Raw genomic sequence first — 21,444 nt, forward strand, 5'->3', positions numbered from 1 at the left:
GACGTGGCCCGATTGTTGGCAGATCGATTGCCGGGAGCCGATCGCTTGCTGGCGTCAATTTGACGCTCTCTTCCAACACGTACCAGATGCTATTTGCTGATGCGCTCCCGCGCTGACCAGCATCGCTGGTCTATCCGCGCCGGCTGAAGGCAGCCGACGATCCTCAAATGCGGTCGAACTATGGCATGCGGCCTGCGACGCTTCCGATCCCTATCGTTGGACGGATCGAATGGCGCCTTGTAAGGTGAATGAGGATCAAGTTCGCGCATCATGAGTCTGTCAAGCCCGTTCGTCCGTCGGCCCGTCGCCACAACGCTGCTGACATTCGGGTTGGTCGCCGCCGGCGCCGTCGCGTTTTTCAAGCTGCCGGTCTCGCCGCTGCCCGATGTCGATATTCCGACCATTTCGGTGCAGGCGACCTTGCCGGGCGCGAGCCCGGCGGATGTGGCGACCACGGTTGCAAGCCCGCTGGAACGGCGCCTTGGCCAGATCGCCGATGTCATCGAGATGACCTCGTCAAGCTCGCTCGGCTCCGCGCGCGTCAATCTGCAGTTCGGCATCAACCGCAACATCAACGGCGCCGCACGGGACGTTCAGGCGGCGATCAACGCGTCGCGCGCGGATTTGCCGGCCGCGCTGCGGAGCAATCCCACCTACCGCAAGTTCAACCCCGCCTCGGCGCCGATCCTGATTTATACGCTGACGTCGGATACGCTGACGCCCACCGAACTTTACGATGCCGCTTCGACCGTGCTGGCGCAGAAGCTGTCGCAGGTCGAAGGCGTGGGCGAAGTCAGCGTCAGCGGCGGATCGCTGCCCGCGGTGCGCGTCGAGCTCGCGCCACAGGCGCTGTACAAATACGGCATCGGCCTCGAAGACATCCGCGCGGCTCTCGGCAGCGCCAACGCCCACAGTCCGAAGGGGAGCGTCGACGACGGAGAGCAGCGCTACCAGATCTATTCCGACGATCAGGCCATCAGGGCGGCGGATTACAAATCGCTGGTGGTTGCCTATCGCAACGGCGCGGCGGTGCGCCTGACCGACGTCGGCGACGTGGTCGATTCGGTTGAGAACCTGCGTAACCTGGGTCTTTCCAACGGCAAGCTGGCCGTCATGATGATCGTATACCGGCAGCCGGGCGCCAACATCATCGGGATGGTCGACCGCGTGAAGTCGCTGATGCCGCAATTGCAGGCCTCGGTCTCGCCCGCGATCGACGTCAATCTCGCCGTCGATCGTTCGACCACGATCCGGGCCTCGCTGCGGGATGTCGAAATCACGCTCGTCATCGCCGTGATTCTGGTCATCCTCGTGGTGTTCGCCTTTCTGCGCAGCGGGCGCGCGACGCTGGTGCCGGTGGTGGCCGTGTCGGTGTCTCTGGTCGCGACCTTTGCGGTCATGTATCTGCTCGGCTACAGCCTCAACATTTTTTCGCTGATGGCGCTCACGGTTGCGACCGGGTTTGTCGTCGACGACGCCATTGTCGTGCTGGAAAATATTACCCGCCACCTCGATGCAGGAAAGCCGCCGCTAGAGGCCGCCCTGGACGGGTCCAGGGAGGTCGGCTTCACGGTGCTGTCGATGAGCGTTTCGCTGATCGCCGTGTTCGTCCCGATCCTGCTGATGGGCGGTCTGGTCGGCCGGCTGTTCCGCGAGTTCACCGTAACGATCACCGTCGCGATCGTGATCTCACTGGTGGTTTCGCTGACCACGACCCCGATGATGTGCGCGGTGCTGCTGCGCGCGGAGCGCGGCCGGCCGCATGGGCGGATCTATCAGGTGAGCGAACGAATCTTCGAGGCGATGCTGAGCGGCTATCGCCGGACGCTGAATGTCGCGCTGCGCCATCCGCGCTCGGTGATGCTGGCCCTGGCTGCCGTCCTCGGCCTGAATTTCTATCTCTACGGAATCGTTCCGAAGGGCTTCGTTCCGCAACAGGATACCGGGCTGCTGGTCGGCTCGATCCAGGCCGACCAAAGCATTTCGTTTCAACTGATGCAGCGGAAGCTGACCCAGCTCGTCGACCTCGTCAGGGATGACCCGGCGGTCGATACCGCCGTCGGCTTCACCGGCGGCGGCGTCGGACCGGGCGGCGGCTCGACCAACACCGGCACGGTATTCGTTTCCTTGAAGCCGCTTCACGACCGCAAACTGTCCGCCGATCAGGTGATCGGCCGGCTGCGGAGCAAGCTTGCCGCCGTGCCGGGCGCCACGCTGTTCCTGCAGTCGGTGGGCGATCTCGGCGGCGGCGGGCGATCGAGCAGCGCGCAGTATCAGTACACGCTGCAGGCATCGACGTTCGAAGAGCTGAATGAATGGACGCAGAAGATCGTCGCCGCGCTTCAGACCGAGCCGGCCCTCGCCGACGTCAGCAGCGACCAGCAGGACAAGGGCCTCCAGGCCAATCTGGTCATCGACCGCGATGCCACCGCGCGGCTCGGGATCACGGTCAGCCAGATCGACAACACGCTTTACGATGCGTTCGGTCAGCGCCAGGTCTCGACCATCTACGTGGCGCGCAACCAGTACCACGTGATCATGGAGGTGGCACCCGAGTATTGGCAGAATCCGCAGACGCTAAGGGATGTCTATGTCAGCACCTCGGGCGGATCGGCCAGCGGTTCGCAAACCACTAACGCCGTACCCGGCACGGTGGTGTCGTCGGCGTATGCCGAGTCGGTGAATTCGGTCGCGGCCAGCGCGGTCCGGAATCTCGCCACCAACTCGATCAGCGCTACCGGCAAGGGCGGATCGTCGACCGGGACCGCGGTCAGCACCAGCGAAGAGCGGATGATTCCGCTGTCGAGCGTCGCCCGGTTCGGGCAAGGCCAGTCATTGCTGGTGGTCAACCATCAGGATGGCCTGGTCGCGAACACGATCTCGTTCAATCTGCCGTCCGGCGTCTCCCTGAGCACGGCGGTTGCGACGATCGAAGCGACCATGAGCCGGATCGGGGTGCCGCGAACGGTTGCCGGTTCTTTTGCCGGCGTTGCCAGGTACTTTCAGGAATCGATCAGCAGCGAACCGTTTCTGATTATTGGGGCGCTCGCGACGATCTATATTTCGCTCGGGATGCTCTACGAGAGCTTTGTCCATCCGTTGACGATCCTGTCCACGCTGCCATCGGCCGGCGTCGGCGCGGTTCTGGCGCTGATGCTGTTTCATACCGAGTTCGACATCATTGCGATGATCGGGGTGATCCTGCTGGTCGGCATCGTGAAAAAGAACGCGATCATGATGATCGATTTTGCGCTCGATGCCGAGCGCGTGCGCGGTCTGTCATCGGCCGATGCGATTTACCAAGCCTGCCTGCTGCGCTTCCGGCCGATCATGATGACCACGCTGGCGTCGCTGCTCGGCGCGGTGCCGCTGATCATCGGGTTGGGCGAGGGCAGCGAATTCCGCCAGCCGCTCGGCATCGCCATCGCCGGCGGGCTGGTCCTAAGCCAGATCCTGACCCTCTACACCACCCCCGTTGTCTATCTGTATCTCGATCGTCTCCGGCAGCGGAGCATCCGGCGACGGAGCCGCCAATCGCCGGGAACGTCCATCGAGACGCCCTGATCGGGGTCAGGGATCATAGGATCGTCACCCGGCTTTCCCTGCACCCTCTGTCTTTCGAGGGACGATGTTCGAGCCTCGGGCGTTATCGCGCCGCGGGAATGCGGACATGTATCTGCTGGTTGGCACCAGCCGATAAGGCCCGCAACGGTGGTTGAGTTGCAGGCCCAGGAGGCCGAAAGTCGGCGCGCGGCTCGATCTGCCGTTCATAGCCAGCCCGGGGAGCGCAAATTCCCTACGGGGCTGTCCTGGCGAGACGAAACCCGATGTTGTTGTCGCGATGACTGGACCCGTCGCCGCCGCGATAGGTCGCGCGCGCGCGCGACGCGGCGCGATTCCAGCCTCCGCCTCGCGTCACCCTGTTTTGGCACTCGCTCGTTTCCCAGGCGCTCCCATCCGCCGGCGCGTCCTGATAGCTGCTGTGATAGCAGTCCTGCGTCCATTCCCACACATTGCCGTTCATGTCGTACAGGCCCCAGGCGTTCGGGCTCTTGCCCCCCTTGTCGTGAGTGGTGTCGGCACTGTTGTCCGAGTACCAAGCCATGTCCGGCAAGCTGCCTGAACCGCAGTGAATATCGTGTTGTCCGCCGGCCCGGCAGGCATATTCCCATTCTGCTTCACTGGGCAGGCGCATCTTGGTGTTGCTTTGGGAGCTTAGTTTCTCTGCGGCCGATCCGGCATCGGTCCAGCTCACCTGCTCCACCGGGTGATTTGGCCCTTTGAAAGCGCTGGGGTTGTTTCCCATGATCTTTTCGTACTGGGCCTGGGTTACCTCGTATTTGCCCAGGTAAAAACCTGCGACACAAACCCGATGCACCGGCTGCTCGTTTGCGTACCCATCCGTCGAGCCCTGGTTGAAGCAACCACTCGGCACCCAGACGAATTCCATACCTGTCGTCGGCTCCGTCCACGTCGTGCCCGCCGCCGGTTCGGCCTGTGCCATCCCCGATGCGAACATCCCGGCCAGCAGACCCAGCACGTGGAAGCGCTTGTATTCCCTGAAAAGCATGGTTTCTCCGGTGGCATTGGTTTTCGAGTTGTGCTCGCTTGGCCGATCACCAGTAATTTCGCAAATTTCAACTTCGCGATCACCACGCCATGCCGGTAAACGAAATTGTGAGTTGCATTAATGGATCTGCCGGTCACATCGCCCGCAAGGTCGGAAGCCATAAAGCACGCAACATTGGCAAACTCTTCCGACGTGTCGGACACGCGCGAATGAGGCGTCGGCTCAAGGCCTCAAAGCGCATATGTATAAGAAAAGTCCGCTCTGGCTCTGAGGCAAAAAAATCTGCCGCGTCGGTAGGCTCGACGTATCCGCGGCCGCCCGGCGATGGGTGTTCCGAATTTCGCCGAAAGATCTTTGGTGCCCCTGGCCGGAATCGAACCAGCACTCCTTGCGGAACTCGATTTTGAGTCGAGCGCGTCTACCAGTTCCGCCACAGGGGCTCTCGGTCGCCCAGCCCAAAGGCGGAGGTCACGAAGCCGGCGGAATATAGCGGGCAGGAACTTCCGGTCAACCCGAGTGTCACGGCCGGACGATTGTTTCCCCGATGACCGAAGGAGGCCAGGAAAATCCATCCTGGCGGCATTATCCGGATGCCGGAACACCCCGCTGTGATCATGGCCTCCTCGACAGCATCGGGCGGCCGGGATAGGACGCTTTCAAACAGGAGTGTACCGTGACGATTCAGGCCGCCGCGAACCCGTCCCAGAGCCAATTCACGGCCAATCCGGCGCTGACGGCATCGCTCGCGGTCACGGTCATTGCGGCGGCGACGCTGGCGGGGGCGTGGTTCTTCCAGCTCGTGCTCGATATCCTGCCCTGTCCGCTCTGCCTGGAGCAGCGCTACGCCTATTACCTGGCGGTGCCGCTCGGGGCGCTGGTGGCGCTCGCCGCGGCAAAGGACGCGCCGCGCCCGCTGCTGCTGGCCGGCCTTGCCGTTCTCGCGCTTGCCACGCTCGGCAATGCCGGGCTCGGGGCCTATCATTCTGGTGTCGAATGGCACTTCTTTCAGGGGCCGACCGATTGCACTGGCCCGGTCGGAAATCTCGGCAGCGCCGGCAGCCTGCTGGAACGCCTTGATACGGTGAAGGTGATCCGCTGCGACGAAGTGCAGTGGCGTTTCCTCGGCCTATCGCTCGCCGGCTACAACGTGCTGATCTCGCTGCTGATGGCCGCGATTGCGGCGTGGGGTGCCGTCAAAACGGCCCGCCGCGCCTGACATCTTCAGCCTGCCCCGATTGTCGCTCCGAAGAATTCGTCTCACACCGTCTTACGTCAAATCCGGGTAAGGGATGCAAATGCGCCGTCGCAATTGCAGCAGGGCGTGTTTTCAATTGCTATCGCACACAAAAACCGGCTTGCCCGACCGCGAGTTCGCGGATCGGTGCAAGCCGGCTCATTCAAGCCATAGCAACTATCCTGGTCCTTCCCTTCGGGGGAAGGACCAGGCGAATCACTTCTTATCGGCGGCCGTCTTCTTGCATTCGGAGCGGAATTTCTTGCGCTCCTTGCCGTGAAGCCCCTTGGCATCGGCTTCCTTGGAGCATTCGAGCGAAGCTGCGGTGTGCGGCTTCTTGGCCGCGGGCGTTGTGGCCGCAGCCGGCGTCGATGCCGCCGGTGCGGGCGTTTGCGCGAAAGCGGAACTCATCAGGAGCAGGGATGCGACGGCCGTCGCGGCGGCGCGGGAGGAAAGGCTCATCATGGGGATCACCTCAGGTTGAAGAGGCGCGCAAGGTCGGCTCGCGATGCTGAACCTCGGATGAATGAAGCAGGTCCGGATCGGCCTTTCGCGGCACGATATTTTAGCTGGGATACGGCTTGCTTCCGTTTATCGTGCGCGGTTGCTGCGGTAGGATGGACGCCCTTCGATCTTATGCCCCAAGGAGACCAAGGATGACTGTTCAAGTAAAATTTTTACTATGTGCCGTTGCCATGTCGGGTTTTGCAGCGTTCGCCGCCGTATCGCCGGCGCAGGCCCTGACGATGCAGGAATGCAGTGCGAAATATAAGGACGCCAAATCGGCCGGTACCCTCAACGGTCAGAAATGGAACGACTTCCGCAAGGCGGAATGCGGCGCAACCGCCACGGCTGCTCCGGCACCCGCGGCCGCCGAAGCAAAACCGGCGCCCGCGCCGAGTCCGATGGCAGCGCCTGCGGCGCCGGTCGCGGTCGGGAATGCGGTGTTCCCGTCCGCCGTCAGTCCGAAATATGCGCAGGAATCCGCCGGCAAGGCGCGCATGCATACCTGCGTGGATCAATACAAGGCCAACAAGGAAACCAACACCAATGGCGGCCTGAAATGGATCCAGAAGGGCGGCGGCTATTACAGCGAATGCAACAAGCGCCTGAAGGGACCGGCCTGATCGGGGCTTGACAGACGCGGGCGTCACGTTCTTGTCATGCCCGCGTTTCCACTCCTGCTGATCGCGCTGTACCCTTCAGTTTGAGCATGATCTTTTCGGAATGCCGGTGCCCGGTTTTCCGGATCGTGCTCCAGCATCGCGCCGGCGCAAACGAGGCTCCGGCGTGATCATCTCTGCGATGCAAGGCTTGTTGGGACTGGTGTCGGGATCGCTGGTCGGTTTCTCGCTCGGCCTTGTCGGCGGCGGCGGCTCGGTGCTTGCGGTGCCGCTGATGGTGTATGTCGTCGGGGTGCCGGACGCGCATCTGGCGATCGGCACCAGCGCCATTGCGGTTGCCACCAACGCGGCTTTCAATCTGGCCAATCATGCGCGCGGCGGCACCGTGCGATGGTCCTGCGCGCTGACCTTCGCGGCGGCCGGGATTGTCGGTGCCTTCATCGGATCGATCTTCGGCAAGATGCTCGACGGCCAAAAGCTGCTGGCGCTGTTCGCGCTGGTGATGCTGGTGATCGCCGTCTTGATGCTGAAGGCAAGGTCCAAGGTCGGCCTGCCCGATGTGAAGATGAGCTGGGCCAACATGCCTGCCGTCGTCGGCCTTGGCCTGGCGACGGGGACGCTGTCCGGCTTCTTTGGGATCGGCGGCGGATTCCTGATCGTGCCGGCGCTGATGCTCGCGACCGGCATGTCGATCATGAATGCGGTCAGTTCATCGCTGGTCGCGGTGACCGCATTCGGCCTGACGACGGCCGCCAGTTACGCCTATTCCGGCCTGGTCTCATGGCCGCTGGCCGGATTGTTCATCGCGGGCGGCATCGCCGGCGGCCTGATCGGCACCCGTTCGGCGCGGCTGCTGGCATCCCGGCGCGGCGCGCTCAACATCGTATTCGCTTCTGTCATTGTGGCGGTGGCGATCTATATGCTGGTGCGTAACTTATCCCTGTTGTGATGCGTATATTCATCGCACCAGACCTCAGGCCGGCCGGGAGGCCAGACATGACCCATTTGACCGATCCCGCGCGGCTGAACCCGGCCAGGACGCGGCGCGAGGCGCTGGCCCTGCTCGGCGCCGGCTCGGCCGCGTTCGGCATGGCGATGGCGCCCGGAAAAGCGCTCGCCGATCCCGGCGAGGATACGGTGCTGACGGAAGCCCTGGTGCTGCGCGATCCTGATATTCCGGCGGCGGGGAATCCGAACGGCGATGTCTCGATCGTCGAATATTTTGATTATCAATGCCCGTATTGCCGCAAGCTGGAGCCCGAATTGCGGCAGGTGGTGCAAGACGACGGCAAGGTCCGGCTGATCTGGAAGGACTGGCCCATTCTTGGGCCGATGTCGATCGTCGCGACGCGGATGGCGCTGGCGAGCCGGTACCAGAACAAGTTTATTCAGGCGCATGACGCGCTGATGTCCGCCAATTCGAAGCTGACCGAGTCACGTATCAGCGAATTGCTCGCCGGGGCGGGCATCGACATCGATCGCCTCAACCGCGATCTCGTCGCCAATGAGCCGGCGATCAAGGCGATCGTGGTGCGCAATAATGAGCAGGCGACCGCCTTCGGATTCAAGGGTACGCCATCCTTCATCGTCGGCAAATTCCGCGTGCCCGGTGTCTTGACCATGGAAGAATTCGGTCAGGTCATCGCCGATGCGCGGAAAGCGGCGGCGAGCAAAAAATAAGCTCCAGCCGACAAATGATCGCCCCCGTCGAAGACGGGGGCGGAGATGCCGAGCCGAACAGCCGAGCGATTATCTCGACGAGATTCTGATCCAGTCTTCGTGAGCGCGCGTTTTCATCGCGTTCCAGTCGGTTGAGGCGACATCCCAATTGACGATGGTGCGACGGGATTCCGCGACCTGGCCATTGGCGACCGTCGAGGTCTGCATCGAATCATAGACATAGACGCCGCTGATCAACAGCAGCGCACCCAGTATCATTCCCAAAAAAGTCTGCATGACGAACCCTCCAATGACCGCTGACAACGTGGCCGGCGTCGGATGGTTCCGGCTGGAGACAGCCTATGGCGTTTACGAGCGAAAGCCTGCCCCGGACTTGGATAGCGGGGTGGATGCCGGTTCGCGTGAAGAAAACGCGTCAAATAAAATATGAGAGCCCGGTTCTGATTCAATCAGAACCGATCAGGCCCTGGCTTTGACCGAACGCCCGCACCAGCCAGTCGATGAACACGCGGAGGCGCGGCGAGAGCTGCCGGCTGCGCGGGTAGAGCAGCGACACCGGCGTCGGCGAGGGTGGACAGTCCGGCAGGACCGCGACCAGGATCCCTCGTTTCAGGTCGTCCTCGACGTGGTAGCGCGGCACCTGGATCAATCCGAGACCGATGCGCGCTGCGGCGACGAGACTCTCGGCGCCGTTGACCGAGACCGTCGCGCGTAACGTCATCTCGCGCACGGCGCCATCAACGACGAACTCAAGCGGCAACAAGGCTCCGGTTCCTGACGAATGGAAGCCGACCATGATGTGAGCCTTCAGGGCATCGACGCTCCCGGGTTGGCCGAAGCGGTCGATATAGGCCGGTGCGGCGCATGTGACCTCCTCGAGCATCGCAACCCGGCGTGCGATCATGCCGCTGTCCTCGAGATCGCCGACCCGCAGCACGCAATCGATTCCTTCGCGGATCAGATCGGCCAGCCGATCGCCCTCGCTCATATAGAGTTCGAGGCCGGGATATTCGGCGAGGAAGTCCGGCAGGCGCGGCATCACAAAATGACGCGCGAGCGTGCCGTGAACGTCCACGCGCAGCAGCCCCTTCGGCTTGGCGCCGCCGAATGCACCCTCGGCGTCCTCGAGATCGGCGATCAACGACAGGCAGCGTTTGTAATAAGCCTCGCCGTCCAGCGTCGGATTGACCTGCCGCGTGGTGCGTTCCAGCAGACGCACGCCGAGGCGGGCTTCCAGCTGTTTCACGGCATCGGTGACGGTTGAGCGCGGTAGGCCGAGATCGTCCGCCGCCAGGGTGAAGGAACGACGCTCCATCACCCGCGTAAACACCCGCATCGCGTCGAATCGGTCCATGCTTTTGTTCGTAAAATCCGGATAATGATGTCGGATAATGGATGATTATCCGAAAAATAAAAGAGGCTAGCTTTCTCCCATAGACGCGGGCTTGCCGCGAAACCACAGGAGACTGAAAATGACCAGTGAAACCAATAAGGTAGCTATTGTTACAGGGGCTTCTCGCGGAATCGGAGCTGCGGTCGCGGAGCGGCTGGGCCGAGCCGGCTTCACCGTCGTGGTCAATTATTCCGGTGATGCGAAGTCCGCCGAGGCGGTGGCGCGCGACATCGAAAGCAAGGGCGGCCGAGCATTGACCGCCAAGGCCGATGTCGGTGATCCCCGCGCGGTGCGCGGCATGTTCGACGCGGCTGAGACCGCGTTCGGCGGGGTCGATGTGCTCATCAACAATGCCGGCATCATGAAGCTTGCAAAAATCGCCGACAGCGACGATGCGCTGTTTGACCAGCAGGTCGCCGTCAATCTCAAGGGCAGCTTCAACACGATGCGCGAAGCGGCGAAACGGCTGCGTAACGGCGGCAGGATCGTGAATTTCTCTACCAGCGTGGTCGGGATCAAGCTCGAAGCCTATGGCATCTATGCCGCCACCAAAGCGGCGGTCGAAACGATGACGGCGATCCTGTCGAAGGAATTGCGCGGCCGCAACATCACGGTCAATGCGGTGGCGCCCGGCCCGGTCGCGACCGAACTGTTCCTCAACGGCAAATCGCCGGAACTGATCGAGCGAATGTCCAAGATGAATCCGCTGGAGCGTCTCGGTACCCCGGAGGATATCGCGTCCGCCGTCGCCTTCCTGGTCGGTCCCGATGGCGGGTGGATCAACGGCCAGGTGCTGCGCGCCAATGGCGGCATGGTCTGAATCAAACGGCGAAGCCCGACGCCAGCCGGGCTTCGCGTTCCCATTCGACCATCCGTCCTAATCTTCGATCAAAGGAGATATGCCATGAAACAGGTTATCGTCATCACCGGCGCTTCCAGCGGCTTCGGTGCCTTGACCGCCCGCGCACTGGCCCGCGCCGGCCACGTCGTCTATGCCAGCATGCGTGAGACGACCGGCCGCAACGCCGCGCAAGTCGCCGAAGTCGCGCGCTATGCCGCCGAGCACGGTGTCGATCTCAGGAGCGTCGAACTCGACGTCGCCTCCGACGAATCGGCGAAAGCCGGTATCGCGAAGATCGTCGCCGACAATGGGCGGCTCGATGTGGTGATCCACAATGCGGGCCACATGTCGTTCGGTCCGGCGGAAGCGTTCACGCCCGAACAATTTGCGCAGCTCTACGATATCAACGTGCTGTCGACCCAACGCGTCAACCGGGCGGCGTTGCCGCAACTGCGCAAGCAGGGCCGCGGCCTCGTGGTGTGGGTGTCGTCGAGCAGCGCGCGTGGCGGCACGCCGCCTTATCTGTCGCCCTATTTCGCGGCGAAGGCGGCGATGGACTCGCTCGCGGTGTCCTACGCCGGCGAGTTGACGCGCTGGGGTATCGAGACCTCGATCATCGTGCCGGGCGCCTTTACCAAGGGCACCAACCACTTCGCGCATTCCGGTTCGCCCGTCGACAAGGCGCGCGCCGCGGAATATGACGAGGGGCCTTATGCAGGTGTGCCGGATCAGGCGCTGAAGGGTCTCGCTTCGCTGGAGCCCGCCGATGCCGATGCCGGGAGTGTCGCCGACGCAATCGTCCGGGTGGTCGACATGCCCTTTGGCAAGCGGCCGTTCCGGATCCACATCGATCCGTCGCAGGACGGCGCGGAAATCGTCAACGGCGTTGCCGACCGCGTCCGCGCGGAAATGTTCCGGCGCATCGGCCTCGCCGACCTGCTCTCGCCGAGAGTGAAAGCGTGAATGCGTAAGAAACCCATGACGGCGCGGCGCGTGCCGTGCCGTCATGCAGGATCATTATCCGCCGCGCAGCCAGTCCAGGATCGCCGGGTTGATCTCGCGCGGATAGCAATGGCTGAGATCTTCAATCTCGCGGTAGGTGACGTCGGCGCCTGCCGCCGATAGCGCGGCCTGCGCCTGCCGCGCCCCCTGGACCGGAAACATCCAGTCGAGCCGGCCGTGTGCGAGATAGATCGGTAATCCGCGCAGCCGTTCCGCGTCCGCCGTCTCTGCCATCAGCGGGTGGAAGGTCGCGGCAACCGGCGCCAGATGGGTGAAGGGCGACGCGGCCTCGAGCCCCGAGACGTAACAGAACGTTCCGCCGTCGCTCATGCCGGTCAACAGCAGCCGCTCCGGGTCGATGTTCCAGCGCGACCGCACCCGGTCGAGAATGCGGATCAGGTTCGCCGTGTCGGTGTCCTCGCCCATCAGCGCCCAGGTGGTTTTGTTCGGCGCGCCGGCGGTTGCGGTGGGCGCCACCAGAATGGCGCCGAAGCTGCGCGCGTCGCGCAGCCAGTTCCAGAGGAAATCGCGGCCATTGCCGCTGCCGCCATGCAGCGCCATCACCAGCGGCCAGGCGCGGTCGGGCATATAATATTCCGGGACGTAGAGCGAAAAGCCGCCACGGCGGCCTGGTCCGCTCTGGTCGTGGAAGATGCCGGTGTCTGGTTGCGCCGGCGATGCAAGCTTCGCCAGCAGGCCGGCGTCCTCGCGCAACGTGGGATCGAGGAAGAAGCTGCCCACCGGTGGAAACCTGGCGGCAAATGGATACAACGCTTCCTGCGCCCGCGGCGCGTGACGCAGCGCGCGCCACACGGCGATCAAGTCGCCATGGCCCTGCTGGACCGTGCGCAGCCCGTCGAATGCCGCGAGCGCGGCGTCGCTTGCGGTTTCCAGCGCGCTTCGGATGTCGGCGAACCCTTCAGGCCAATCGGTGAGACGGGTGCGAACGGCGCGCAACGTCTGGTCCGGCGCGCCGGCGGCTTCCATGACACGATCGAAATCCGGTGGATTTAAATAACGGGCGACGAAGGCCAGCGCCTCCAGCGATTGCAGCAATGGCGGAAGCACGGCCACGATGTCGTCCACCACGGCCTCGCTCATCGCCCGCCTCTCCTTCCGTGAGAATTTTCCCGCGTTCATAGCGTTTTCGAGCGAAGTGGAGACCGGTTCGCGTGAAGAAAACGCGTCAAAACAGGAATCTAAAGCCCGGTTCTGATTCAATCAGAACCGATCGGGCTTCAGTGCAGCCGCGGCGCCTTCAAAAGCTTGACGCGGTCGGTCGAGGCCAGCACCACGTCGAAGGTGACGCCTTCGTGGTAGACGGTGAGCGGCACGTCGACGCCAGCGGCGCCAAGCGACCAGAGTTTCCGATAAAATTGTGTCTGGCTGGAAACTTTCTCGCCGTTCACGGCCAGGATAACGTCGCCGGCCTTGAGCTCGGCGCGCGCCGCCGGTCCCTTCGCGGAGACACCGACCACCACGACCTTGTTTTCGATCTCGGCCGAATACATCCCGAGCCAGGGCCGCGCCGGCTTGTTGATGCGGCCGAACTTGCGCAGATCGCCGAGCACGGGCTTCAGCAGGTCGATCGGCACGACCATGTTGACATGTTCGCTCTTGCCGCCGCTCTCGCGCTCAAGCTGGAGCGAGCCGATGCCGATCAGCTCGCCGCGCTCTGAAATCAGTCCGGCGCCGCCCCAATTGGGATGGGACGGATAAGTGAACAGCGCCTCGTCGAGCAGATATTCCCAATAGCCGGCGAATTCCTGCTTGGCGGCGATCCGTCCGGCGACCGACCGCGTGCGTCCGCCCGCGCCGCCCAGCACCACGCGATCGCCGATTTTAGCGGCGGCCGAAGAACCCAGCGGCAGCGGCTCGATATCGAGCCGGCCAAGCGCCTGCACCAGGCCGAAGCCGGTTTCGGAATCGAAGCCGAGCGTATGGCCCTGCATCACCCGGCCGTCGCCGAGATGCAGCCAGACCGCTTCGGCCTCGGTGATCAGGTAGCCGATGGTCAGCACCAGGCCGTCGTCGATCACGACACCGTTGCCGGCCCGTTCGGTGCCCAGATTGTCCGCGCTAAAGGCGTCGGGCGGAATGATGGAATGCAGGCCGACCACTGAGGAAAGCGCTCGATCGAGATCGAAGCTGTAATCGCCGGAGCGGGGTTGGCATGCCGGCGGCACTTTCCATTCAGTCAAAGAGGGCATACAGGCTCTCCCGTTCAATCGGCGCAAGATTGGAATGGCCAAATGGCTTTTCGATCGCCGCTATCGCAGGCCCTATCTTGTCATTCGCAGCCCGGATTTCAACGCCCAGATCCGGATTGCTGGTCCACAACGGCATAGGTGATGCCGAGCAGAATGCCCATCGCCATCTCCAGCCCCGGACAGGCGTGAACCGGATGCGGCGCCGCGCGCCGGTTGCCGCCGAAGACCGGACAGACATCGGTGACGCCGGCGCGGAGATCCTCCTGCATCGCCTGGATGATGCTGACATAGATTTTATCGCCGGGATTGACCTGTACCGGATTCTTGCTCCCGAGCGTATGCGCCTTGACGGCGGTGCGCCACACCGCATCGGGCGTCGGCGCCATCTGCATCTCCTGTTGCAGCGCCGGCTCGATCACCTCCTGGGCGCGGGCGAACTCGTCGGTTTGTGAACTATTCTTCAGTTTCCCCTGCAAGGCCATGAAGGTCGAGGTTCTTTGCCAGGCTTTCACGGTGGCGTTCAGGTTGCCGTTCACCGTCGGCAACATCCCCATCATCGCGCCGATGATGACGCGCGCCAGCAAATCATTGTCTTCGGGACTCGGAAAGGCTTCGAAGAAAGCACGCGAGAGCGCGCCTTGCGGAATCTTTCCGGCCGCGCGCAGCGAAGCCAGGAATTTTCCGACCGCTTCGCGCAGCAACTGGCCGGTTCTTTCTCCAAGCATGGTCAGCGCGACATCCGGGTCGGGATGGAAAATATAGGCCGACGGATAGGTGTAGTCGGCCGGACAGCGTGCCGGCGGAAGAATATTCGACAGCGCAAATCCGCCCGCCTGCACGAACTCGCCGTCGGGCACGTCGAACCAGTTCTTGCAGACGGCGGCCAGAACGGTATCGGATATATTCTGGATGTCGAAAGCGGCCGGATCCGGCAACGCCTTTAGCGCGGCGCGCGTTTCCTTCAGCGCGAACTCGAAGGCCTCGCGCCGGGTGACGCCCATGATGGCGGCGTTGGCCTTTGTCGATTGCTGTTCGTATTGCGGGCCCCAGTCCAGCCCGAGATAAATCGGTCCGATGCTGTTTGCAGCGCGCTCGTTATAGCCTTTGACGGAATAATTTTCGTCGGCGTTGAGGAACACCTGCATGACCAGCTCCTTGCTGGTGACGACGACACCATCGGCGGTGCGCGCGACGCCGCCTTCCGGATTGACGGTCCCGGCCGCAACGGCCCTGGCATGGTTTGTCGAGAGCTGATCGAGCATCATGCCCCACATCGCGCTGAGGCCCTTGACCTGGGTTCGTGCAACGCTGCCCAGTGTGCTGAAAAGTTTCGATCCATCGGTATCGGACGACATGGTGGTCTCCTGCAAAGTTATCGGGCCGCGTCGAGCGCGCCCGCATACGGTCAATCGTGATGGCTTCAAAGACGCGGCGAACGCTGCCGCGCCGGCCTACGAGATATAAATTGGTTTGATTCTGAGGCGATTGCTTCGCAGTGTGCAAGCGGAGATTGATCTTTGCAATGTAAATTGCCGGCGGCGCGTAATTTACGTCACACAATCGCAATGATTCAAACGAGTTCGGATTCAAGCAAGTTCGGCGAGCAATGCGCGGGCGTTGCGGACATCGCGCGTCGATTCGCCGCCCTCGATCCTGGCCAGAACGGGCTCCAGCAACGCGCGCGGATCGCCGTCGGATGACCCGGTATCCCGCCAGAGCCGCGCGAGGTCGGTTGCCGCGCGTAGTTCAAGCAAGCGCGCCTCCTGGCGCCGGGCAACCTCGATCGCCTTGGCGAAGCAGGCTTCCGCGCGCAACAAATCGGGTTCCGGCTGCTTGAGCGCGACATGCCCGTTCAGCCGGTGCATATCGGCGAGCCAGTATCCCTCGCCGGATTGCTCGACGAAGGCGAACGCATCTTTCAAAGCCGCCTCGGCCGCGGCCAGATCTCCGCCCACCAGCAATGCTTCCGCGAGATTGGAAATCAGGATGGAATTGCCGGCGTTGCTGCCCGATTTGCGCACCGCCTCGAGGGCTGTGTGAATAAAAGCGACATTGGCCTCGACCGGTTCGCGCACCGCGCGGGCATAGGCGCGGTGAAGGCCGGCAAGCAGGCGGATTTGTTCGACCTTCTTCTCCGCGCAATAGGTGACAAGCTCGGCGCTGTGGCGCTCCAGCCCTTCGAGGTCGGCCAGCACCGCCCTGGGCCAGGTATTGCCGCAGAATCTGACCGTCGCCACGGTCGGGGCGTGCGGGTGGCCCTCGAGTTCGGCCAGCACCTTGGTGCTGATTTCCGCGGCGCTATCCAGCAGACCGAGCGATAGCCGTACCAATATCTCAAAGCACAGCACCGAAAGGCTGGGATCCCATCCGAACCGGTAACTGAGCGCCCGCTGCCGTTTCGGATCGCGGTATCGGCCGCTCTTTTGCAGGTTCGCCAGCGCCTCCCGGTTCTGTCCGGCATAAAATTGCAGCGTGCCAAGCAGGCGATAGCCGATGAGATAATAGGTCGGCTCGTCCAGCCGTTCCGCGATTTCGATAATCTGCCGCGCCAGGTCGAACGCCGGCACCATGCGCGCGCGCAGCGTGTTGCCGGTGCAAAGGCCGTACAGGATGGAGACTCGCTGCAAATCCGTGCCGATGCCGCGGTCGAGCACTTTCTTGGCGGCCGTGACGGCCTCGAAGGTTTCGGACGCCGACATGCTTTTCAGCGGCACCAGGGCGTTGGCCCGGGCCACCAGCAGCGCCAGTTCGAGCGCGTCGCGTTCCGATCCCGGTTCGATCCGCGGAATCAAGGCGAGGCCGGTGCTGGCGTGATGTTCCGCTTCCACCGGGGCCGATTGCAAGAGCGCCTGCTCCGCCGCCGCCAGCCAGTAGGATGCCGCCGGTTCGGCAAGGCCCGCTTCGGTGAAGTGGTGGGCAATGACGGCGGGCACCGACTCTTCGGTGGCGTCACGCTGTTTCAGCGCCTGGGCGATATCGGCATGAATGCGCTGGCGCCGCCCGCGCAGCAGCGAGACATAGGCGGTGTCCTGCACCAGCGCGTGCTTGAAGATGTAGCTCGTCATCGGCGCTGTGCCACGCTCATGGATCAGTTCGGCTTCCATGAGCTGGTGCAGCGCGTCCTGCAAAGCCTGCCCCTTGATCGGGGATACCGCCTCCAGCAGGCTGCGGGAGAATTCGCGCCCGATCGCGGCCCCGATCTGCGCGATCTCCTTGATCGGCGACAGGCGATCGAGCCGTGCCGTCAGCGAATCGTGCAGGGTCGAGGGGATCGCCAGCGGCGTCAGCGCGGAGGCCAGCACATAGGCGCCGTTCTCTTCCCGCAACAGGCCGGATTCGAGCACGCTCTTGGTGAGCTCTTCGACGAACAGCGGCACGCCGTCGGTTTTCGCCACGATCTGATCGAGCACCTCGGCGGGCAAGGCTTTTCCCGACGCGATCTGGTCGATCATCGTGATGGCCTGGCTTCGTCCGAAGCGGTTGAGCGAAAGGGCGGTGACGTTGACGTGCTCGAGCCACGGTGGCGCCGCGAATTCAGGACGGAATGTCATCACGACCAGCACCGGCAGGCGCTGTACTTTCTCGATCAGCCGGCCGAGCAGTTCCAGCGAGGTGGGATCGATCCAGTGCGCGTCCTCGAGCATCAGCAGCACCGGCACCGCTTTCGCTACCGCAACCACCACCGCAATCATCGCCGAGATGGTCCGTTCCTTGACTTCGCTCGGGGCCATTTCGAGCGCGGGATAGCGCCCCTCGGTCGGGATCGCCAGCAGCGAGGCCAGGTACGGGACGATGTCGCCGCGATCGAGACCGCTTTGGGCGATCATCGTCTCCAGCTTCTGCAAGCGCGTGGCCGGTGTTTCGCCGGTGATAAAGCCGGCGCCGCGCCAGATCTGGCCGATCACCGGATAGAACGCGTCGTTGGTATGATGCGGCGAGCATTGATAACGCAGCACCATCAGCCGTTCGTCGCCGATCCGTTCGCGCAGCACCGCTAGAACGCGCGATTTGCCGATGCCGGCTTCACCCGAAAGCAGGGCGACCTGCCCCTCTCCGAGGGTGGCCTTGTGCCAGCAATCGGTCAGGGCCCCCACCTCGTGCTCGCGGCCGACAAAGGGCGTCATCGTTTCCGAGCGCGAGGCCTCGAATCGGGTGACGTTTTCGATTTCGTGAATCACCGACCAGGCGGGCACCGGCGTCTTGAAGCCCTTCAGCTTTTGCAGACCCAGCGCCTTCAGTTCGAACGCCCTGCCCAAAAGCCGGCGCGTCGATTCCGAGACCACGACCGTATCGGGCTCGGCGAGGGCTTGCAGCCGCGCGGCCAGATTCGGCGTGTCCCCGACCACGCCCCGCTCACGGGCATCGCCTTCGCCGATCAGTTCGCCGACGATGACAAGACCGGTCGAAATACCGATCCGCACCTTGAGCTCGACGCCGCGCTCGCGCCGCAGTTCGCCGACCGCAGCCACCAGCGCGATGCCCGCCCGCGCCGCGCGTTCGGCGTCGTCCTCATGCGCGCGGGGATAACCGAAATAGACCGTGGCGCCGTCGCCCAGCCATCGCGCGACATGGCCGTCGAAGCGTGCGACCGCGCCCGCGACGGTATGCTGAAACGCACGGATCAGGTCCGCCATGTCTTCGGGATCGAGCTGCGCCGTCAGCGCCGTCGAATCGACGAGATCGCAGAACATGATGGTCAATTGGCGCCGGTCGGCGACGTCCTGCGCCTTCGGCTGCTGCTCGCGGATCGCGCGAAGCATCTTCAGCCGGTGCCCAAGCGCAACGCCGAGATCCTGCAGATGCCGATCGGTCAGTTCGGTCAGGACGTCGGTGTCGATTGCGTTGTCGCGGAAAACGGCTTCGTATTGCTCCAGACCAAGACCGTTCAGCCAAGTTCCGATATCCATGCGAACTCGACCCCTGACTAGCATGGGATCGATGATGGGCCGGAGCAAACCCGCTGTCCAGAACTGCACGCCGTGGAGGCCGGTATCATCGTCATTTTTCTAAGTTTGGGACCGATTCCTGGCCGCGCGCCTTCATGAGCAGGACCGCGGTAACACTCCATTAATATTATTTTTCATCGCAAGTGAACTTCGCCAAATGGCGTAGTTCGCGCGGCGGAAATTCTCCGGCGTTTTCGTGCGAAAGCGGTCCCCGAAAGCCTGTCCCGGACGCGGTCCGGGATCGGTTTCAATCAGAACCGATAAGGCTCCTCCGGCTCCGCAATCGCCTTCGCGCCTTACAGCGTCTTCAGATACTCAAGAAGCGCCTTCTTCTCGCTGTCTGTCAGTTGTGTCCCGAATTCATGGCCGCAATTGCTGTTGCCTGAACCGAGATGGCTGCAATCGGTCGTCGTGACGGTGTAATCGAACTGGGTTTGGTCGGCCGCGAGGCCGACATTGTCGGTGTCATAGGCCGGTCCGATCTTGAACTGCGCGACGCGTTGAGCCGCAGGCTTGAGCAACTCGGCCAGCGTCGGCACCGACCCATTATGCAGATACGGCGCAGCCGCCCAAATTCCCTGCAACACGCGCGCCTCATAGGCCCCCTTGGGAGGCAGCGGGGTAGCCGGGGCGATCAGATCTGGAATCAGCTTGCCCTGGATGCGCAGCTCGGACAACGGGTTCGGGGCCGACCGCGCCGGCGCGTGGAAAGCGCCTTGCAGGTCTCTCAGCGCAGGCGGCAGCTTGTTGAGACCGAGACGGGGCGCTTGTTTCTGTGCGTTTTGAATCCGGCTGTGTACGCCCGTCGCCACCACGGCAGCCGGGTCCGGCGAAGCGCCGCCCCTCAGCGCCTGTTCGGCAATCGAGCCGATCACCGAGGTCGCGAGGATGTTGAACGCCAGATCGGTGGTCTCCAACGGCTTGGTCGCGAATGGAATGAAGGCGCCCTTGAGCACGCCGGTATTTTTGCTGGACCATGACAGGATGTCGTAGGCGTGGGTGTCGGTGCCGACATTGTCGACCGGCGTCGCCCAGGTCTGCACGCCGGGGAAACGCACCTTGCCGGGCGTAATGCCGTGGCAACCGGCGCAGCCGCCGTCGGCCTGGGCGCGGAGATAGATCGCTTGTCCCTGTGCCGCGAGCGCGGCATCGACCGGCCACGGCCATTTCGGCGGGCCGATATGCTTGACCAGGTTTTCGAGCGCGCCCAGGCCGTCGAAATTGGCCGAATTGTTATTGAGGAAGTTGACGATCAGGCCGTCATTTTTCGGATCGAACACGCCGAACACGCCAAACACTTCACCGAGATTGCGGGCCAGCGCCAGCACGTCGCTGCCGTTATCGGCGAAGCCGGTCCACTGGGTCTGATCCTGAATCGGGGCGTTCCAGATGAAGGGATAGCGGACCGGCGCGTCCGCCTTCTGGATATTGCCGGTGATCAGCAGGCTTGGCGGCGGTCCGAGATCGAGGCCGCTCAGCCGGTTGTAGATCATGCCGACCGCGTCGAGCCTCGACGGCCCCCAGCCCGGCGTCGGCAAGGCGCGGGTCATCAGCGTATGGAAGCGCTGATACCAGGCGCTGACGTCCTTGCGTAAGGCCGCGACATCGTCGGCATCCGGGGTGGTCGAACTGAGAACCGTCGCCGCGAAGCTGTTGAACGCGGCGTCGCCCGCGAGCACCTGGCCGACCGATGCGTCGAGGTCGGTCAGGAAGCTTTGAAAATCGACGATCGCCGGGCCGCCGTCGATACGGTAGGCTTGCCCGTTCGCCATGATCTGCCGCGTATGGCAGGCCGAGCAGGTCATGCCCACGATCTGCACGCCGGCCGCGCCCGATGCGGCAAAGCCGACCGGAAGGCCGTTGCTGTTGGCGGGATTGGGCAGATAGCCGTATCGGGCGAGGCTGCCGTCGAGGAACGGTTGGCCGTCCGGCTGTTTCAAGGCTTGTAGCCAGGCCAGCGGAATCATCCGCGAGCCCTGATCCCGGGTATAAAAATCGTCCCGGGTGGCCTGTGTCCAGTTCGGGCCCTGATCGGTGAAAACCGGATCTGCGGCCCGGACGGCGGAGCCCGCCACCAGCGCAACAACGAGAGCCGGAATCAAAATGGCGCGCATCGTCGTCCCCCATCAAAGTTTTTAAGTTCTGAAATTCGGCAATTGTCTGCGGGCAGCGTCGCGCGTGCGCGACTCAAGCCCGATAATGGACGTACAAGAATGTCATATCGGCCAACAAACGCCAACGCTTCCGACCCTGGCGCGCGCCATAAGTCCCACAGGATTGTTACGCCGTTCTCACCAGAATGTAACGGTCGGGAGGTAAATTCGTAAATCTGCAAGCGCGACAACGGCCGCGTGCTTGCGGCAAGGAATGCGAACAACCGTCGCGCTCCTGTCGCCGGAAACGTTACTGTTCTCAGCTCAGGCCGCGGCTTTCGTCCACGCGAA

General features: G+C 63.2%; 17 protein-coding genes and 1 tRNA gene. 8 read left to right on the plus strand and 10 right to left on the minus strand.

The features are described 5' to 3' along the window. Positions 1-270: 270 nt before the first annotated feature. Positions 271-3,564: an efflux RND transporter permease subunit gene (locus tag HB630_RS14420; RefSeq protein WP_213772940.1), complete on the plus strand. Its 3,294-nt coding sequence runs from the start codon at positions 271-273 to the stop codon at positions 3,562-3,564. A 232-nt stretch (positions 3,565-3,796) separates the two neighbouring features. Here the strand turns inward: HB630_RS14420 and HB630_RS14425 are convergent, their stop codons facing one another. Continuing rightward, positions 3,797-4,570, minus strand: coding sequence for a formylglycine-generating enzyme family protein (locus tag HB630_RS14425; protein ID WP_213772941.1), 774 nt, complete (start codon positions 4,568-4,570; stop codon positions 3,797-3,799). A 355-nt stretch (positions 4,571-4,925) separates the two neighbouring features. After that, a tRNA-Leu gene (locus tag HB630_RS14430) sits at positions 4,926-5,010 on the minus strand. A gap of 239 nt (positions 5,011-5,249) precedes the next feature. Here HB630_RS14430 and HB630_RS14435 point away from each other — a divergent pair. Further along, complete coding sequence (locus tag HB630_RS14435) at positions 5,250-5,786, plus strand: disulfide bond formation protein B (protein WP_346656101.1); 537 nt, start codon at positions 5,250-5,252, stop codon at positions 5,784-5,786. A 234-nt stretch (positions 5,787-6,020) separates the two neighbouring features. Here HB630_RS14435 and HB630_RS14440 read toward each other — a convergent pair whose 3' ends face one another. Further along, positions 6,021-6,266, minus strand: coding sequence for a PsiF family protein (locus HB630_RS14440; RefSeq protein ID WP_213773279.1), 246 nt, complete (start codon positions 6,264-6,266; stop codon positions 6,021-6,023). Positions 6,267-6,460: 194 nt separating this feature from the next. On the opposite strand from HB630_RS14440, the gene HB630_RS14445 reads away from it, so the two are divergent. The 3 genes from HB630_RS14445 (at position 6,461) to HB630_RS14455 (ending at position 8,608) form a co-directional block, all read left to right on the plus strand. Next, positions 6,461-6,931, plus strand: a complete 471-nt coding sequence (locus tag HB630_RS14445; protein ID WP_213772943.1) for a hypothetical protein — start codon at positions 6,461-6,463, stop codon at positions 6,929-6,931. 166 nt (positions 6,932-7,097) lie between these two features. Next, positions 7,098-7,877, plus strand: a complete 780-nt coding sequence (locus HB630_RS14450; RefSeq protein ID WP_213773280.1) for a TSUP family transporter — start codon at positions 7,098-7,100, stop codon at positions 7,875-7,877. A 47-nt stretch (positions 7,878-7,924) separates the two neighbouring features. After that, a complete protein-coding gene (locus HB630_RS14455; protein ID WP_213772944.1) occupies positions 7,925-8,608 on the plus strand; it encodes a DsbA family protein in 684 nt (227 codons plus the stop codon). A 69-nt stretch (positions 8,609-8,677) separates the two neighbouring features. On the opposite strand, the gene HB630_RS14460 is transcribed toward HB630_RS14455, so the two are convergent. Beyond that, positions 8,678-8,884, minus strand: a complete 207-nt coding sequence (locus HB630_RS14460) for a hypothetical protein (RefSeq protein ID WP_213772945.1) — start codon at positions 8,882-8,884, stop codon at positions 8,678-8,680. Between the two features lie 13 nt (positions 8,885-8,897). On the opposite strand from HB630_RS14460, the gene HB630_RS14465 reads away from it, so the two are divergent. Continuing rightward, positions 8,898-9,038: a hypothetical protein gene (locus HB630_RS14465; RefSeq protein ID WP_213772946.1), complete on the plus strand. Its 141-nt coding sequence runs from the start codon at positions 8,898-8,900 to the stop codon at positions 9,036-9,038. Between the two features lie 15 nt (positions 9,039-9,053). Here the strand turns inward: HB630_RS14465 and HB630_RS14470 are convergent, their stop codons facing one another. Then, entirely contained in the window at positions 9,054-9,962 is a 909-nt protein-coding gene (locus HB630_RS14470) for a LysR family transcriptional regulator (protein ID WP_213772947.1), read from the minus strand. Between the two features lie 118 nt (positions 9,963-10,080). On the opposite strand from HB630_RS14470, the gene HB630_RS14475 reads away from it, so the two are divergent. Further along, on the plus strand, positions 10,081-10,821 hold the full coding sequence (locus HB630_RS14475; protein WP_213772948.1) for an SDR family oxidoreductase: 741 nt from the start codon (positions 10,081-10,083) through the stop codon (positions 10,819-10,821). A gap of 84 nt (positions 10,822-10,905) precedes the next feature. Further along, positions 10,906-11,805 (plus strand): SDR family oxidoreductase, encoded by a 900-nt coding sequence (locus HB630_RS14480; protein ID WP_213772949.1) that lies wholly within the window; start codon positions 10,906-10,908, stop codon positions 11,803-11,805. 54 nt (positions 11,806-11,859) lie between these two features. On the opposite strand, the gene HB630_RS14485 is transcribed toward HB630_RS14480, so the two are convergent. From HB630_RS14485 to HB630_RS14505, 5 genes are all read right to left on the minus strand, one after another. Further along, positions 11,860-12,945, minus strand: a complete 1,086-nt coding sequence (locus tag HB630_RS14485) for a phospholipase (protein ID WP_213772950.1) — start codon at positions 12,943-12,945, stop codon at positions 11,860-11,862. A 137-nt stretch (positions 12,946-13,082) separates the two neighbouring features. Then, on the minus strand, positions 13,083-14,054 hold the full coding sequence (locus HB630_RS14490; protein WP_213772951.1) for a S1C family serine protease: 972 nt from the start codon (positions 14,052-14,054) through the stop codon (positions 13,083-13,085). Between the two features lie 98 nt (positions 14,055-14,152). After that, positions 14,153-15,409 carry a hypothetical protein gene (locus HB630_RS14495; protein WP_213772952.1) on the minus strand — a complete coding sequence of 419 codons (1,257 nt, stop codon included), beginning with the start codon at positions 15,407-15,409 and terminating at the stop codon, positions 14,153-14,155. Positions 15,410-15,640: 231 nt separating this feature from the next. Further along, positions 15,641-18,961 (minus strand): adenylate/guanylate cyclase domain-containing protein, encoded by a 3,321-nt coding sequence (locus HB630_RS14500; RefSeq protein WP_213772953.1) that lies wholly within the window; start codon positions 18,959-18,961, stop codon positions 15,641-15,643. Positions 18,962-19,296: 335 nt separating this feature from the next. Beyond that, positions 19,297-21,114, minus strand: coding sequence for a di-heme-cytochrome C peroxidase (locus HB630_RS14505; RefSeq protein WP_213772954.1), 1,818 nt, complete (start codon positions 21,112-21,114; stop codon positions 19,297-19,299). Positions 21,115-21,444 lie beyond the last annotated feature (330 nt).

Origin of the sequence: Bradyrhizobium sp. dw_78, assembly GCF_018449525.1 — a bacterium.
GTDB lineage: Bacteria > Pseudomonadota > Alphaproteobacteria > Rhizobiales > Xanthobacteraceae > Bradyrhizobium.